Below are 17618 nucleotides of genomic sequence, written 5' to 3'. Positions count from 1 at the left end.
TTAGTAAATATATTTATTATTGTTACATTTTTGCAAGTCCCCGTATTGTTTACGTTAAATTGGAAAAAAAAATGCAAATTTGCACTTCAATAATTTATACTCATGCCGACAATTTCACACAAGGGAAGAAACATGCCCGAATCTCCGATACGCAAGCTGGCTCCTTTTGCTGATTTAGCAAAGAAAAAAGGACACAAGGTGTATCACTTAAACATTGGTCAACCGGATATCAAGACACCGGAAGTGGCCATCGAGGCGGTAAAAAATATTGATTTGAGTATTATAGAATACAGTCCGTCTGCCGGATATGAAAGCTATAGAAAAAAATTAGCTCATTTTTACCAGCGCCAAAATGTAAACGTTAACACAGAAGACATCATTGTAACTACTGGTGGTTCTGAAGCCTTACTTTTTGCACTGGCCACAATTACAGATCCTGGAGATGAAATCATTATCCCGGAACCTTTTTATGCTAATTATCACGCGTTTGCTTCTTCGACAAGTGCAACTGTAGTGCCTCTTGTTTCTACTATCGAAACAGGTTTTGCTCTGCCAAGCATTGACGAAGTTGAAAAACTAATAACACCAAGAACAAAAGCCATTCTGATTTGCAACCCTGGAAATCCGACTGGATATTTATACTCTGAAGCCGAAATTAAACAATTAGCTCACTTAATTAAAAAACACGATTTATACTTAATCGCTGATGAAGTGTACCGTGAATTTTTATATGATGGAGATGATGTTCATTTTTCTGTAATGAATCTAGAAGATGTACAGCAAAATGTAATCATGGTCGATTCTGTGTCCAAACGTTACAGTATGTGCGGAGCAAGAATTGGCTGTCTGGTGACAAAAAACAAAGACGTCTTGGCAACTGTAATGAAGTTTGCTCAAGCGCGTTTGAGTCCGCCAACTATTGAGCAGATTGCTTGCGAAGCTGCTATAGATACGCCGCAGAGTTATTTTGACGAAGTAATTGGCGAATACAAAGAACGTCGCAATACCTTAATTGCCGAATTAAACAAGATTGAAGGAGTTGTGGTTACAAAACCAAAAGGTGCTTTTTATTGTATTGCCGAACTTCCTATAGAAGATTCAGACGATTTTGCACAATGGCTTCTTGAAAGCTATGATTTAAATGGCGAAACGGTAATGATTGCTCCAGCTAAAGGTTTCTACTCTACACCTGGAATGGGATTAAATCAGGTTCGTATTGCTTATGTGTTGAACAAAAAAGATTTGATTACCGCAGTAAATATCTTAAAGGAAGCTTTAATAGTTTATAATAACAGATAATCAATTCATTATAATACACTTTGAAAAGGCAATAACGTTTTTCGTTATTGTCTTTTTTGTTTTTAATAACAGTATTTCTCTTCAAAATTTGAATTATATCCAAAAAGGAGTAATTAAATCCTAAAAACCATAGAAAAGGTTTCCCATTTATTAATTATCTTTACCGCCTTAAAAAGATATACCACATTATAATAGTAGTTCTTAATGATAAATAACGAAGAATTTTTAGACGAAATAGGTGACAGTCATTTCAGCAGTAATGCAAAAAACCCTCTAAGAGCGGATGCTTTTGACATCACTGATGAAGAAAAAATAGAAAAAATTAAAAAAGATGTCGAAAACATCCTGCAAACTTTAGGAATGGATTTGACAGATGACAGCATTAAAGGAACTCCAAACCGAGTTGCAAAGATGTTTGTAAAAGAAATTTTTGGAGGTCTTAACCCAGCAAAACAGCCAAAAGCTTCTACTTTTGACAATAATTACAAATATGGCGAAATGCTTGTAGAAAAAAACATTACGGTTTATTCTACTTGCGAACACCATTTACTGCCAATTATCGGGCGTGCTCACGTTGCTTATATCTCAAGCGGACGCGTTATTGGTCTATCAAAAATGAACCGTATTGTTGAGTATTATGCAAAAAGACCTCAAGTTCAAGAGCGTCTAACTATGCAGATTGTTCAAGAACTTCAAAAAGCTTTAGGAACAGAAGATGTTGCTTGCGTAATTGATGCAAAACACCTTTGCGTAAACTCACGCGGAATTAAAGATATCGAAAGCAGCACAGTAACTTCTGAGTTCGGAGGAAAATTCAAAGAGCCACAAACAAAAAGAGAATTTTTAGATTATATTAAGCTAGACACTCAGTTCTAATTTTATATAATATTTCTATTATATTTATGATTTAGCCCTGATAGAAGCGGCATCCTTTTATGGTGGGGTTCACCATAAAAGATAAAGCGGATAGCAGGATTAGCTCCTATAAAACATCAATAAACTTAATATGCCATTATATACAACACAACCCCTGAAAATATACAATTCGCTTTCTGGCGAAAAAGAAGATTTCAAACCAATCCATGAAGGAAACGTTGGAATGTATGTTTGTGGACCTACCGTATATAGCAATGTCCATTTAGGAAACGTGAGAACTTTTATGTCCTTTGATGTAATTTTCAGGTATTTTCTGCATTTAGATTATAAAGTTCGTTATGTTCGAAATATTACCGATGTTGGACATATCGTAGACGATGTGGATGAAGGTGAAGATAAAATTGCTAAAAAAGCACGCTTAGAGCAATTGGAACCAATGGAAGTAGTACAGCGTTATACTGTAGATTTCCACAACATTCTAAAAGCTTTCAACTTTTTACCGCCAAGCATCGAGCCTACAGCTACAGGACATATTATTGAGCAAATTGAAATTATTAAAAAAATTATCGATAAAGGCATCGCGTATGTTGCAAACGGATCGGTATATTTTGATGTTGTAAAATATAACGAAACCAATAATTATGGTATATTAAGCGGTAGAAATATCGACGATATGCTGGCAAACACACGTGATCTTGACGGACAATCTGACAAGAGAAATCCACAAGATTTTGCGCTTTGGAAAAAAGCTGAGCCAGAGCACATCATGAGATGGCCTTCACCTTGGAGTGATGGTTTCCCTGGATGGCACTTAGAGTGTACTGCAATGAGTACCAAGTATCTTGGAAATCATTTTGACATTCACGGAGGTGGAATGGACTTAAAATTCCCTCACCATGAGTGCGAAATTGCTCAAAATGAAGCTTGTACAGGTCAAGCGCCAGTAAATTACTGGATGCACGCCAACATGCTTACTTTAAACGGAAAGAAAATGGCAAAATCGACTGGAAATAATATTCTTCCAGGCGAAATTCTTAGCGGAGACAACAACATATTAAGCAAACCATTTTCTGCTTCTGTAACTCGTTTTTTCATGCTTCAAGCGCATTACAGAAGTATTTTAGACTTCTCCGACGATGCTATTGTTGCAGCCGAAAAAGGATACAAAAGATTAATGGAAGCACTTGATGCTTTGCCAAATATTACAGCAGAAAATTCTAGCTCTATAGATTTTGCAGCTTGGAAACAGCTTTGCTATGATGCAATGAATGATGATTTCAATACGCCAATTTTAATTGCGCAGCTATTTGAAGCCGTTCGTTATATCAATTTACTAAAAGATGGTAAAGAAACGATTTCTGCCGATGATTTAGCCGATTTCAAAAAAGCGGTAAATGCTTTCGTATATGACGTTTTAGGACTTAATGACGATAAAGCTGCAGATGGCGATAGCGATAAACTGGAAGGCGTGGTAAACATGCTTATCGGAATGAGAAATCAGGCCAGAGCAGATAAAAACTTTGCGCTTTCTGACCAAATTCGCGATCAATTAATTGCTTTAGGAATTCAGCTTAAAGACGGAAAAGAAGGAACTACTTTTAGCATTCAATAAAAAAAGTGATCAGTTTTCAGTTTTTTAGTGTTCAGATTCAAACTTTGAACCTAATGAATACTAAAGAACTGAAAACTGAACACTAAACTAACTGGTTCAAAAAAAATGTTTTCAAAAATTCTAATATATCCGTTTGTATTGTTAGTCCGTTTTTATCAGACTGCTATTTCGCCGTTTACACCGGCTGCTTGCAGATTTGAACCAACTTGTTCGACATATATGATTCAGGCATTGCAAATTCATGGATTGTTTTATGGCGGATTTTTAGGCATCAAGCGCATTTTAAGCTGTCACCCTTGGGGAAGAAGCGGTTATGATCCTGTACCAGAAAAGAAATGCAACCACAAACATTAACTTTTTAGAAAGTGGCACTTTACATTAAATATTTATTTTTACAGCTATATAAAAACATTTATACATGACACACGCCTTAAATTTAGTTTGGAATCCTTCTGAGGGAATCAACTTAGGATTTTTTATGATTCGCTATTACAGCTTAATGTTTGTAATTGCTTTTGGTTTAGGATGGTTCCTAATGAAAAAGATGTTCGAAAGAGAAAACGAATCGATTGAAAAACTAGATTCTCTATTTGTTTGGACTGTTTTAGCCACTTTAATCGGTGCGCGTTTAGGTCATGTTTTCTTTTACGATTGGGAATATTTCAGAAACCATTTGCTTGAAATTTTCTTGCCATTTAAATTTGAGCCTGAATTTCAATTTACAGGCTTCCAAGGATTAGCAAGTCATGGCGCAGCTATTGCCATTATTGTTGCGATGTATTACTACAGCAAAAAAATCCTAAAACGTCCGTTATTATGGATTTTAGATCGTGTTGTAATCCCTGTTGCAAGCGGTGCAATATTTGTTCGTTTAGGAAACTTCTTTAACTCTGAAATTATTGGTCACGAAACTGACTCTGCATTCGGAATCCGATTTCTTCACGATAAATTCAGTAAAGCTGAAGCTGTACAAAAAACCGGAATAGCAGACCCAAAAGAAGCTTATAACGCAATAGCTTCAGACCCAAGATTTGCTAATTTGCTAGCAGAAGTTCCTTCAAGACATCCTACTCAGCTTTACGAAGCAATCTGTTACGTTTTTGTTTTTGCTATTTTATATTTTTTATACTGGAAAACAAATGCAAGACTTAAATCTGGCCTTTTATTCGGATTGTTTTTAGTTCTTTTATTCGTTGTACGTTTCATTGTAGAATTTGTAAAAGAAAGCCAAGGTGGTTTTGAGAGCGAATTAGGCTTGTTTTCGACAGGACAATGGCTAAGCATACCATTTATCATTATTGGACTTTTCTTTGTCATTAGAGCACAAAGAAATCCTTTAGCTGAATCATAAAAATATTTCAATTCATAAAAAATGCCCAATATTTCGAGTATTGGGCATTTTATTTTTATAATTGATACGAAATACCAAATTCGATATTCTTCGTATTATAACCTGCATTACTGCTTCCTAATCCAGCATTAGAAACGTGCCTTAAGCTTGGACGAATATCAAACTGAAATTTATGACAACTTGCAGTAAAACCAACTGCTAAAACATCAGCAAAAGCGAATCCTTTTGACATTCTCTCTGTTTCTGTATCTGTAATAAGAGGACCAACACTTCCTAATACATAAACCGAAAAGATTTTATCAATAGGTTTTCTAACTATGAAACCAATATTAAGAACATATTCGCGAACATCCTTTAAACGCGTATATTCATCTCTTTTTTGCTGATAATTTGGCGTTTCAGGCTTAACAAAATAGAAATTCAATAATTGATGTTTTCCAAAATTGATTTCGGGCTGAATTAAAACTTCGTATTCAAAATTTTTAGTCTCTTTTATCTTGTAATAGAGTTGCGCCTTATAAAAATGATTTTCAAAAGTATAATCGGTATTACTAAATTCACTTCCAAAACCATAACTCAAACCTAATCTATAATTACTGCTTTTCTCTTGCGCTTGAAGCTGAAATACCGCTAATAAAACAGCAATAAAGAATATTTGTTTTTGGATCATAATTCGTTTTGGATTGGCAGATGCAAACATAAAAAAAAGATCCAGTTTTCACTGGATCTTTCTATTTATTTAAAATAAGGTTTTTAATTATGCCTTATTGTGTTTGTCTTCGATTGTGTGTTTCTCATCACTTGAAATCGTGTCAACCAATACTGGTGTAGCGATAAATAATGAAGAGTAAGTACCCACGATAATACCAATTAACATCGCGAAGATAAATCCTCTGATAGACTCTCCACCGAAGATAAACATCGTTAATAATACGATAATCATCATTAATGAAGTATTCAATGTTCTAGATAATGTAGTATTAATAGAAGCGTTTACGATATCTTCGAAACTTCCTTTACGGTTTCCGATGATAAACTCTCTTACCCTGTCAAATACAATTACCGTATCGTTCATAGAGTAACCAATTACAGTCAAGATCGCAGCGATAAAGTGCTGATCCATTTCCATGTGGAATGGCATGAATTTGTAGCATAATGAATAAACTCCTAATACGAAGATTACGTCGTGAGCAACAGCTGCAATCGCACCTAATGAATATTGCCATTTACGGAAAGATACCATTAAGTATAAGAAAATAACTGCCATTGCACCAAGAACTGCCCAGTAAGAGTTAGTTTTAATATCTTCAGAGATAGAAGCACCTACTTTAGAAGCTTGCAATACACCTACTCTTTTACCATCAAATGAGTTGATGAATTTATCGTAAGTTGTATTTGGGAAATACTTCTGTAAAGCTGCATATAATTTTTGGTTTACTTCCTCATCGATAGCAACACCGTCTTCTTTAATTTTATATTTAGTAGTGATTTTCAACTGATCATCATCACCTAAAATCTTAGCTTCAACCGGAGTACCGAAAGCAGCAGATAATTCATCTGAAACTGCAGTAGCATCAACAGGTTTTTCAAATTTAACTTGGAAAGTTCTTCCTCCAACAAAATCAACACCTTCATCCAATCCGTTAACGAAGAAGATAGATACTAAACTTACTACCGTTACAATAGAAGAGAAGATATAAGTGAATTTTTTGATTTTGATGAAATCAAAGTGGAAGTTCGTAAACCAGTTTTTAGTAATATTTGTAGAGAAAGTTAAATCACCTTTTCCAGCAATATTTCTGTCAATGAAAATTCTAGCAATAAAGATAGAAGTAAACAATGAAGTTACGATACCAATTAATAATGTTAACGCGAAACCTTTAATAGGACCTGTTCCGAAAATAAATAAGATCGCTCCAGTTAAAACGTGAGTAACGTTAGCATCAATAATAGAGCGCATTGCACCATGCCATCCATAAGAAGCTGTAACTGCTTCAGAAAGAGATTTTCCTTCACGTAATTCCTCTTTCGCTCTTTCGTATATAATAATGTTCGCATCTACCGCAGTACCTAATGTAAGTACGATACCTGCAATACCTGGCAATGTCAATACAAAACCAAAACTTGCCATAATTCCGAATAAGAATAGTAAGTTTAATAATAAAGCAAGGTTTGCATACCAACCCGCTTTACCATAATAGAATACCATCCAAACGCAAACTAATAAGAAACCTAATACAGAAGAAATTGTACCTGCATCAATAGCTGCTTGTCCTAAAGATGGACCTACAACAGTTGATTGGATAATATCTGCAGAAGCTGGTAATTTACCTGCATTTAATACGTTAGCTAAATCTTTAGTTTCAGCTACATCAAATGAACCCGTAATCTCAGATCTTCCTCCAGCAATAGGACCGCTTGTTACACCTGGAGCAGAATATACGATATCATCTAATACAATAGCAATGTAGCTTTTTTGAGCAAATGCTCTTCCTGTCAATTCTTCCCAAACTTTAGCTCCTTGGCTGTTCATTTGCATAGAAACAGCTGGTTTACCCATTTGGTCAAAAGTATCTTTTGCATCAGTTACAACACCACCGCTCATTGCTGGGTTATTGTCTCTGTTTCCTTTTAAAGCGTATAATTCAACTGCTTCAATATCAGCGGCACTTTTTATATCTTTAGCTTTAGGATCTTTTATAGTTGTTGGCTTGCTCCATACAAATTTTGCATAATGCTGGTCAGCAGCCAATAATACTCTAATTTCTGGTCTTTTGAAATAATCATTGATAGCAGCAGTATCTTTAGGAGCAAAGTATCCTAAAACTGGTCCACCACCTTGAACGATCATTTTATCAAATAAAGGATTATTTCCTTTTTTAACATCTGAAGAATCTTTAGCATCTGTCAATAATGCATTTAATGAATCTTTAGCAACCGTTTTAGTTTCTGTCTTTTTAACTTCAGTTTTCTTTAAAGCCTCGTTTGCAGATACTAAGAAATTTCCAATTTCTTCAATTTTGAAAGTTTCCCAAAACTCTAATTGAGCTTTTCCACCTAATAATTTTTTAATTCTATCAACATCCTTAGCACCTGGAAGCTCAACTAAGATTCTTCCTGTTTCTCCTAATTTTTGGATGTTTGGCTGTGTAACACCAAATTTGTCGATACGCTCTCTTAATACTTTAAAAGCACTTTCTACAGACTCATCAACTTTTCTTTTGATAACTTTTTGAACTTGCGCATCAGACATTTGAAAGTCAACTCCACCTTCTCCTTGAAGACTTCTGTTAGCAAAAATATCTGGAGATGCTAATTTTACAGTTCCTTTTGAATTTGCTTCAAAAGCTTCAAAAAACTTATTTAAATATGTTTTGTTTCCTTCTAAGTTTGCAGATGCATCAGCTAATGATTTATTAAAAACTGGATTTTTAGAATTATTAGCCAAACCTTTTAATACATCTTTAATAGAAATTTGAAGAATAACGTTGATTCCTCCTTCTAAGTCAAGACCTTTATTAAGCTGTTTGTTTTTCACTTCGTTATAAGTGAAATCAGTAAAACCAAGATTTAATACTTTTTCTTTACCAATAGAATCTAAATATTTCAGCTCTTTATCAGGATTATCTCCTGCAAAAGCTTTAGCTTCACTTTTGACACTATTTGCCACAAAAGTGAAGGATAGTTGGTAAATACTTACCAATGCAAATAGAATTGCGAAAAATTTAATAAGTCCTTTATTCTGCATTATTACTAAAAATTAATTATGTTTTATTTTTGTTTTTGTTTTAAAGTCCCATAAAATAAGCCCTGACATGATTTTTTAAAACAAAAAAACGAGATCACGAATTACCAATTTTTTTTTAAACCGAGCAAATATATAATTAACGAAAATATTAACCAATTTATTTATTAATTAATCTCAAAAAAAAAGCTGCAAAAGTGCAGCTTCTTTTCTTTTTTGCCGTTTTTATTATACTAAAATCGTTTTTAAGGCATCATTCATACTACGAACTGCATCTGCACTTTTGGCAAATAACGCCTTTTCGTGATCATTTAAGTTTATATCCAGAATCTCTTCTACTCCGTTTTTACCAATTATACACGGCACTCCTATGCAGATATCATTCTGTCCATATTCTCCTTCTACAAATACAGAACATGCAATCATTTTTTTCTGATCGTTCAAAATACTGTCAACTAAATATGCCACAGAAGCTCCTGGCGCATACCAAGCCGAAGTTCCAAGAAGTCCTGTAAGAGTTGCTCCTCCTACCATAGTATCAGCGGCAACTTTTTGCAATACTTCTTCTGAAAGAAACTCCGATACCGGAATCCCGTTATATGATGCTAAACGTGTTAATGGAATCATAGTAGTATCTCCATGACCTCCAATTACCATTGCCGAAATATCGTTTGCCGGTTTATCTAGAGCTAATGAAAGGTAAGTTCTAAAACGAGAACTATCTAAAGCACCACCCATTCCTATTATTCTGTTTTTTGGAAGACCTGTAGCTTTTAAAGCTAAATACGTCATCGTATCCATCGGATTGGAAACTACGACAATTATAGTATTAGGAGAATATTTCAGGACATTTTCAGCAACTGTTTTTACAATCCCTGCATTAATACCTATTAATTCTTCTCTTGTCATTCCTGGTTTTCTCGGAATTCCTGATGTAATTACTACTACATCGCTTCCCGCGGTTTTAGAATAATCGCTGGTAACTCCCGAAACTCTGGTATTAAAACCTGTGTTTGTGGCACATTGTGTAATATCCAGCGCCTTCCCCTCTGCAAAACCTTCTTTAATATCCAACAATACTACTTCGCTTGCAATTCCTCTATAAGAAATGACATCTGCACAGGTAGCTCCAACATTTCCTGCTCCTACAATGGTAACTTTCATATTTTTTACTTTATCGGTTATTAATTATGTCTATTCTCTAAAAAGACAATTCGTTTAATTGTCTAGTAAATTTAAACAATTAAACGAATTGAAATTATTAATTTTTCATTTTATGCGTCGATATTTGCGTAAACTGCATTTTTCTCGATAAACTCTCTACGTGGCGGTACTTCATCACCCATAAGCATAGAGAAAACTTGATCAGCTTCTGCAAGACTTTCAATATTCACTTGGCGCAAAGTTCTGAAATTCGGATCCATTGTAGTTTCCCATAACTGCTCCGCGTTCATCTCTCCAAGACCTTTATAACGTTGAATATTGGCACTTCCTCCCATTCTTTCGTTGGCTTGATCACGCTGAACATCATTCCAAGCATATTCTTTTTTGTTTCCTTTTTTAACTAAGTATAAAGGCGGTGCTGCAATATATACGTGACCTTCTTCAATTAGCTCTTTCATGAAACGGAAGAAGAACGTTAATATTAAGGTAGAAATGTGACTACCATCGACATCGGCATCACACATGATAATTACCTTATGATATCTTAGTTTTTCAAGATTTAATGCTTTACTATCTTCTGCAGTTCCTACTGTTACTCCTAAAGCCGTAAAGATATTTCTAATCTCTTCGTTTTCGAACACTTTATGATGCATCGCTTTCTCAACGTTCAAGATTTTACCTCGTAATGGCAGAATCGCTTGAAAGTTACGATCACGTCCTTGTTTTGCTGTTCCACCAGCCGAATCTCCCTCGACAAGGTAAACTTCACATCTTGCTGGATCTTGCTCTGAGCAATCTGATAATTTTCCTGGCAATCCACCGCCACCCATAACGGTTTTACGCTGTACCATTTCACGCGCTTTTTTGGCTGCGTGACGTGCCTGAGCCGCTAAGATTACTTTTTGGATAATTACTTTTGCATCATTTGGATTTTCCTCCAAATAATTCTCCAGCATTTCTCCAACTGCTTGAGAAACTGGAGAAACCACCTCTCTGTTTCCAAGTTTAGTTTTAGTTTGTCCCTCAAATTGAGGCTCAGCAACTTTTACCGAAATAATAGCTGTTAATCCTTCACGGAAATCATCTCCTGAGATTTCGAATTTCAATTTATCCAACATCCCAGAAGCATCGGCATATTTTTTAAGCGTTCTTGTCAAACCACTTCTAAAACCTTGCAAATGCGTTCCTCCTTCGTGCGTATTGATATTGTTTACATAAGAAAAAATATTCTCAGTATAACTTGTATTATAGATCAAAGCAACCTCAACTGGAATTTCACCTTTTTCGTGATCCATGCTGATTACGTGAGAAATAATCGGCTCACGGTTTCCATCTAAATAACGGATATATTCTTTTAATCCTTCATCTGAATGAAAAACTTCGCTTCTAAATTCTCCTTTTTCATCAACTTCTCTCTTATCTGTAAAGGTAATTGTGATTCCTTTATTTAAGAAAGAAAGCTCACGCATACGAGCTGAAAGCGTATCATATGAAAATTCAGTAGTCTGCTGAAAAATAGTATCGTCTGGGAAGAAAGTCTGGCGCGTACCTCTTTTCTCTGTTTCACCGATTTGTTTTACAGGATATAAGGCTTTTCCTCTTTCGTATTCCTGCTCATAAATTTTACCTTCTCTAAATACAGTAGATTTCATGTGAACAGAAAGGGCGTTTACTACAGAAACACCAACCCCGTGCAAACCTCCTGAAACTTTATATGAATCTTTGTCGAATTTACCTCCGGCACCAATTTTTGTCATTACAACCTCAAGTGCAGAAACACCTTCTTTTTTATGCAAATCAACTGGAATACCACGTCCGTTATCTTCAACTGTAACAGAACCATCTTCGTTTATTGAGACACTAATGGTGTCGCAATGCCCTCCCATTGCCTCATCAATAGAGTTATCAACAACCTCATAAACTAAATGATGCAGTCCTCGAACCCCTACATCTCCAATATACATTGATGGACGCATTCTTACGTGCTCCATTCCCTCTAATGCCTGAATACTATCTGCTGAATAATTGTTCTTCTTGATTTCTTCGCTCATATAATTTATTCTAAAAAATGTATTTACTGTCTAACACGCAAATATATAAAAACGCGAGCTATATAACCAGTAAATTACAACTTAAAGCACCTAAGTTATTAACACAATCGTCTGAAAAACCTAAAAATAAGTCCAAAAATGAATTTAAATTCAAAATTTTTGAAAATCCCAAAATTTTAAATGTCAAATCTAATTTTGAAATCTGAAATACCGAATCAAAATTTTAAAATCTGCCTATTACATTAAAATTAAAAAACCGAAACACATTTAATGCATTTCGGTTTTCTTATATCAGTTTCCAATTGGAATTTGGAATTTTCAAAGTTGTTTTTTTTGCCTTTAGGCAATAACAGTAGTTTTTACAGTTTCAAAATTACCATTTAAGTGTGCAGCATTTGCCCTTCCACTTGGATCAAGATTTTCTTGCCATTTTGGTATCCATTTTCGAACAGTTTGCGCTGCACTGACCTGCGGATAGAATTTATGGAAAATCGATCTGTATAAATACGCTTCTTTAGTCGTTGGCGAATTATACGGGAACTCAACACTTGCTCCTGCCAATTGCTCATCAGTAACCTGCGAAGCGCAATATTCGATCAACTCATCAACCCAACTATATCCTACTCCATCAGAGAATTGCTCTTTCTGACGCCATAAAACTTCTGAAGGCAAATAAGGATCTTCTGTATCAAAAGCTTTCCTTAAAATGTATTTTTCAACGCCATCATACGTTTTTGGCTGTTTTTCTTCTGTTTTAATTCGGATGGCAACATCTAAAAATTCGGTATCCAAAAACGGAATTCGCACTTCTAAACCATTTGCCATTGTCGTTTTATCTGCACGTAGCAAATCGGCTGTAAAAAGCTTCTGCACTCGTTCTATCGTTTCATCCTGAAATTCTTCTTCTGAAGGCGCATTTCTAAAATACAAATGTCCACCAAAAACCTCATCAGCTCCCTCGCCAGACAAGATTACTTTTATTCCTTGATCAGCGATAGCTTTAGAAAGCAAATACATTGGCACACCAGATCTAACCGAAATAATATCGTAAGTTTCGATATGATAAATTACTTTCTCTAAGGCTTTCACTCCTTCTTCTACAGAAAAATGAATTTCGTGATGTTCTGTCCCCAAAAATGCAGCTGCTTTTCTTGCCACAACATTATCTGGAGCATCAGCATCTAATCCAATAGAAAAAGAGTGCAACTTTTCACCTTTTTCTTTTAGCAATCTGGAAGTTATAGCTGAAATTAATGAAGTATCTAAACCTCCTGACAGCACAACACCCAAAGGCACTTCGGCCAATAAACGTTTGCGTGTTGCCTGAATTAAGCTTTCGCGAATTAACTCTAAATCTAGTGGCTGAGTTGCATTTTTATGGTCTTCGTATTCTGGACGATAGTATTTTACAAAACCAGTTTTTGCCGTATAATAATGTCCTGGAGGAAAAGTAGAAAACGATTTGCATTGGTCTGCAATAGATTTCATTTCTGACGAAAAATAAATTCGCCCTCTTTCATCCAAACCATAATACAAAGGTTTTACCCCAATTGGATCACGGCCAGCAATATATTTATCTCCGTCAATAACCACAAAAGCAAAATCTCCATCTAGTTTATTGCAAAAATCATATCCAAATTCTTCATACAGATGTACAATTACTTCCGAATCTGATGCTGTTCTAAAAGTATGATGCTTTAAAACTGTATTTTTAAGTTCTTGATAATTATAGATTTCTCCATCATGAACCATCCAAGCCTTATTAGTTCCTTGGATTGGCTGTCTTCCCGAATTAAGATCGATAATTGATAAACTTTCATGACAAAGAATACTGCCATTTTCCATAATATGAACATCACTTTCATCAGGACCACGATGAGACATTCTTTCTGAAAGTTCTTTTACAAGTTTCGGGTCTTTTCCTTTTCCAATTACGGCCAATAATCCAGACATAATACTTCTATTTTTATTTATTTTATATTCAGTTTTTAGGCTAACTGAACATTAAAAAATCATTAAAATTTTTCATACAAAGCAAAACTAAATATTAATTTTTGCTTTCTGCTATTAAATTCTTAAAACACAATAGCATTTAACGTTTTTTTATGGGGTTTCAAATATATTAAAAGAAAGTTAAATAATTACAAATAACAGATTTTAGAGAGGTCTTAATTATTTAATTTAACAGTTAAGACAAAAAAACGCTCTCACAAGAGAACGTTTTTCCGCAATATATATACTAATTCTAAAAATTAAACTCTTAATTACGCTTTAACGTAAGCATCATCATGAACATTTGCTACTGCTCTTCCTGATGGATCGTTTAAGTTTTTGAAAGCTTCATCCCACTCCAAAGCAATTTTTGTACTACAAGCCACACTTGCTTCCTGAGGCACACATAATGCCGCTGCATCACTTGGGAAATGTTCTGTAAAAATTGAACGGTAGTAGTATTCTTCTTTTGAAGTTGGTGTTTGCAATGGGAATTTAAATCTCGCGTTTGCCAATTGCTCATCTGAAACTTCTCTAGCTACCACTTCTTTTAAAGTATCAATCCAGCTGTATCCTACTCCATCAGAGAATTGCTCTTTTTGTCTCCAAGCTACGCTTTCTGGAAGCATATCTTCGAAGGCTTTACGAACAACCCATTTTTCCATTGGGTGTTCTTTGTTGATCATTTTATCTTGTGGGTTAATGCGCATTGCAACATCCATAAATTCTTTATCTAAAAATGGCACTCGACCTTCAATTCCCCAAGCTGCTAAACTTTTGTTTGCACGTAAACAGTCGTACATATGAAGTTTTCCTAATTTACGAACGTTTTCCTCGTGGAATTCTTTAGCGTTTGGTGCTTTGTGGAAATATAAATATCCTCCGAAAAGCTCATCTGCACCTTCACCTGAAAGAACCATTTTGATTCCCATAGATTTGATCACTCTCGCCATTAACCACATTGGAGTCGAAGCTCTAACTGTAGTTACATCATAAGTTTCAAGGTTGTAAATTACATCACGAACTGCATCTAATCCTTCTTGAATGGTAAATTTAATTTCGTGGTGAATAGTCCCAATATGATCTGCTACTTTTCTAGCTGCAGCTAAATCTGGAGAACCTTCTAATCCTACTGAGAAAGAGTGCAATTGCGGATACCAAGCATCTGTAGTATCATCTGACTCAATTCTTTTTTGAGCAAATTTCTTAGCCACAGCTGAAGTAATAGAAGAATCTAAACCTCCAGAAAGTAAAACTCCATAAGGAACATCGCTCATTAATTGTCTGTGAACCGCAGCTTCCAAGGCTTTTCTGATTTCTGGAATGCTTGTTTCGTTGTCTTTTACTGCATCATATTCTGTCCAGTCTCTTTTGTACCATTGTACAAATTCACCGTCTTTGCTTGATAAATAATGTCCTGGAGGGAATAACTCAATTTTCGTACAGTACCCTTCTAAAGCTTTTAACTCAGAAGCCACATAGAAAGTCCCGTGCTGATCCCAACCAATATACAATGGAATAATTCCCATATGGTCACGAGCAACGAAATACTCGTCTTTATCTACATCGTAGATTGCAAATCCAAAGATTCCATTTAATTCATCAACGAAGTTTACTCCTTTTTCTTTATATAAAGCTAAAATAACTTCACAGTCACTTTCAGTTTGAAAGTTATATTTACCAGCAAATTGTTTACGAAGGTCTCTGTGGTTGTAGATTTCACCATTTGCAGCCAAAACCAATTTTTTATCTTCTGTAAATAAAGGTTGTTTTCCTGACGCTGGATCTACAATTGCCAAACGCTCGTGAGAAAGAATTGCTTTATCATTACTGAAAATTCCGCTCCAATCTGGTCCACGGTGACGAATGATTTTTGACATTTCTAATACTTGAGGTCTTAAAGCTTCAGCTTTTTGTTTAAGATCAAAGGCACATACAATTCCACACATAATTTTATATTTTTATTTTGTAATTTTAATTTGATAGGGCAAAGATGTGATATTAGTTATAATTGAAAAACATAAATATCAATTTCAATTACAATTTAAAATAAAAATTTTATTTTTACATATAAAATGTAAAATTTAAAAGTAAAAATAAGCTCAAAACTTGAAATTTTTAATTTTGACTATAAAACTGGTTGAAAATTGAAACTTTAAACTTATTTTTTGAATTAAATTTTGAGTTATTCTGTTACAAATGAAAGATTCATAAAGATGAGAAGAAAAGTTGTGCTGGAATTGTATTTTAAGCAAGAACACAGTGTTTGTCATTCTGAGGAACGAAGAATCTCACTAGAAACTCCGCAAAGAATAATGCCGATCTTTGTCGACAAACTAGTGAGATTCTTCGTTCCTCAGAATGACAAGATTGGATAAGATGGTAACATATTCAACTTTGTCAAAGTTGATAGTGAAAAAAGACTTATTCAACACTTTCAATAGTATAATGCGTCTTATTTATTTCAAATTGAAATCCTGCTTTATTTCCCATTAAATGATTTCCCAAAGGAGATTGCGGAGAAAGCGCAATGACATTGATTCCGTCAATTGCTATTTTTGGAAGTGCAACACTCACGTATAAATAGATTCCGTTTGCTTTTACTAAACTGCCTAAAACAATATTTTCTGTTGTTTTAAGCGGATCTATTTTATCTAAAATCCCTTTTTGTTCAAGAGCTTCCTTTAATTTATTAGTCAATTTTTCCTGTTCGATATGCATCATTGATAAGGCCGTTTCGTGCTTATCGCCTGCAGAACCTTTGGCGTCATTTTTTGAATCTTCGGTCAAGCCTGAAATCATGTCTTTAAAAACATCAATTCGATCTTGAACCATTTGAGTATAGTGAGAATATATTTTTTCTTTGAAAGTCATTTTTTTTAAAGGTACTGAGGTTCTGAGGTGCAAAGGTGCAAAGTTTTTTTTGTTTTGCCACAAAGGCACGAAGGCGCTAAGAATGATTTTTCAAATTTTATTCGAAAAAAGCTTTTGGATAAACCACTTCTCCATTTACATCTTTTAAACCATCTTCTGTTAAAGCTATCACCATACAGTTTTCAGCTGGAACATCAAACGGCATTTTGATATTGTATTTTTCACAAAGTTCATATCCAAATCTTGGATAATAATCTTGATGCCCTAATAAAATAACCGATTTGTATCCTAAACTTTTTGCAATTTCATGTCCATGTAAAATAAGCTTAGAGCCTATTCCTTTTCCTTGAAATTCTGGTAAAACCGAAACTGGAGCGAGCGCTAATGACGGAAAGATTTGAGATTCATTTTTTATCTGCAGTTTGGTAAATAAAATATGGCCAACAATTTCATTATCAATTTCTGCAACAATAGACAATTCTGGAATAAAAGCATCAGAATTTCTCAGTCTTTCCACCAAAAACTGTTCTTTATGATCGCTATATTCTTCCTTTTCAAAAGCTTTTTCTATTAATTGAAAAACACTTTCAAAATCATTTTTATTTTCTTGACGTAATATAAATTCCATTTTATAAAATTAAAAAAAACAGCCAC

The 17618-nt window shown here is 34.6% G+C and carries 13 protein-coding genes; 5 read left to right on the top strand and 8 right to left on the bottom strand.

The features are described 5' to 3' along the window. The first annotated feature begins 102 nt into the window (after positions 1-102). From ACNRYB_RS11185 to lgt, 5 genes are all read left to right on the top strand, one after another. Positions 103-1299, top strand: a complete 1197-nt coding sequence (locus ACNRYB_RS11185) for a pyridoxal phosphate-dependent aminotransferase (RefSeq protein WP_473730103.1) — start codon at positions 103-105, stop codon at positions 1297-1299. 204 nt (positions 1300-1503) lie between these two features. Next, positions 1504-2175 (top strand): GTP cyclohydrolase I FolE, encoded by a 672-nt coding sequence (gene folE, locus ACNRYB_RS11180; protein WP_008462286.1) that lies wholly within the window; start codon positions 1504-1506, stop codon positions 2173-2175. Positions 2176-2305: 130 nt separating this feature from the next. Then, positions 2306-3787: a cysteine--tRNA ligase gene (gene cysS / locus ACNRYB_RS11175; RefSeq protein WP_473730102.1), complete on the top strand. Its 1482-nt coding sequence runs from the start codon at positions 2306-2308 to the stop codon at positions 3785-3787. Positions 3788-3892: 105 nt separating this feature from the next. Further along, complete coding sequence (yidD, locus tag ACNRYB_RS11170; RefSeq protein ID WP_008462282.1) at positions 3893-4141, top strand: membrane protein insertion efficiency factor YidD; 249 nt, start codon at positions 3893-3895, stop codon at positions 4139-4141. A 64-nt stretch (positions 4142-4205) separates the two neighbouring features. Continuing rightward, positions 4206-5138, top strand: coding sequence for a prolipoprotein diacylglyceryl transferase (gene lgt, locus ACNRYB_RS11165; protein ID WP_473730101.1), 933 nt, complete (start codon positions 4206-4208; stop codon positions 5136-5138). Between the two features lie 55 nt (positions 5139-5193). Here lgt and ACNRYB_RS11160 read toward each other — a convergent pair whose 3' ends face one another. The 8 genes from ACNRYB_RS11160 to ACNRYB_RS11125 all read right to left on the bottom strand — a co-directional run bounded on the left by ACNRYB_RS11160 (position 5194) and on the right by ACNRYB_RS11125 (position 17592). Next, positions 5194-5808: an acyloxyacyl hydrolase gene (locus tag ACNRYB_RS11160; RefSeq protein ID WP_473730100.1), complete on the bottom strand. Its 615-nt coding sequence runs from the start codon at positions 5806-5808 to the stop codon at positions 5194-5196. Between the two features lie 87 nt (positions 5809-5895). Next, positions 5896-8886 (bottom strand): protein translocase subunit SecDF, encoded by a 2991-nt coding sequence (secDF, locus tag ACNRYB_RS11155; RefSeq protein WP_473730099.1) that lies wholly within the window; start codon positions 8884-8886, stop codon positions 5896-5898. A 225-nt stretch (positions 8887-9111) separates the two neighbouring features. Continuing rightward, the gene (gene mdh / locus ACNRYB_RS11150) at positions 9112-10047 is read right to left on the bottom strand and encodes a malate dehydrogenase (RefSeq protein ID WP_473730098.1); all 936 of its coding nucleotides are present in this window, start codon (positions 10045-10047) and stop codon (positions 9112-9114) included. 110 nt (positions 10048-10157) lie between these two features. Continuing rightward, positions 10158-12098, bottom strand: a complete 1941-nt coding sequence (gene gyrB, locus ACNRYB_RS11145; protein WP_473730097.1) for a DNA topoisomerase (ATP-hydrolyzing) subunit B — start codon at positions 12096-12098, stop codon at positions 10158-10160. 339 nt (positions 12099-12437) lie between these two features. After that, on the bottom strand, positions 12438-14051 hold the full coding sequence (asnB, locus tag ACNRYB_RS11140) for an asparagine synthase B (RefSeq protein ID WP_473730096.1): 1614 nt from the start codon (positions 14049-14051) through the stop codon (positions 12438-12440). 311 nt (positions 14052-14362) lie between these two features. Next, the gene (gene asnB / locus ACNRYB_RS11135) at positions 14363-16039 is read right to left on the bottom strand and encodes an asparagine synthase B (RefSeq protein WP_066032395.1); all 1677 of its coding nucleotides are present in this window, start codon (positions 16037-16039) and stop codon (positions 14363-14365) included. Positions 16040-16514: 475 nt separating this feature from the next. Then, on the bottom strand, positions 16515-16964 hold the full coding sequence (locus tag ACNRYB_RS11130; protein ID WP_473730095.1) for a hypothetical protein: 450 nt from the start codon (positions 16962-16964) through the stop codon (positions 16515-16517). Positions 16965-17061: 97 nt separating this feature from the next. Further along, positions 17062-17592 carry a GNAT family N-acetyltransferase gene (locus ACNRYB_RS11125; RefSeq protein WP_473730094.1) on the bottom strand — a complete coding sequence of 177 codons (531 nt, stop codon included), beginning with the start codon at positions 17590-17592 and terminating at the stop codon, positions 17062-17064. Between the last annotated feature and the right edge of the window lie 26 nt (positions 17593-17618).

It is taken from the genome of Flavobacterium sp. CR10 (assembly GCF_055814415.1).
This window is presented reverse-complemented; position numbering and strand designations above follow the sequence as displayed.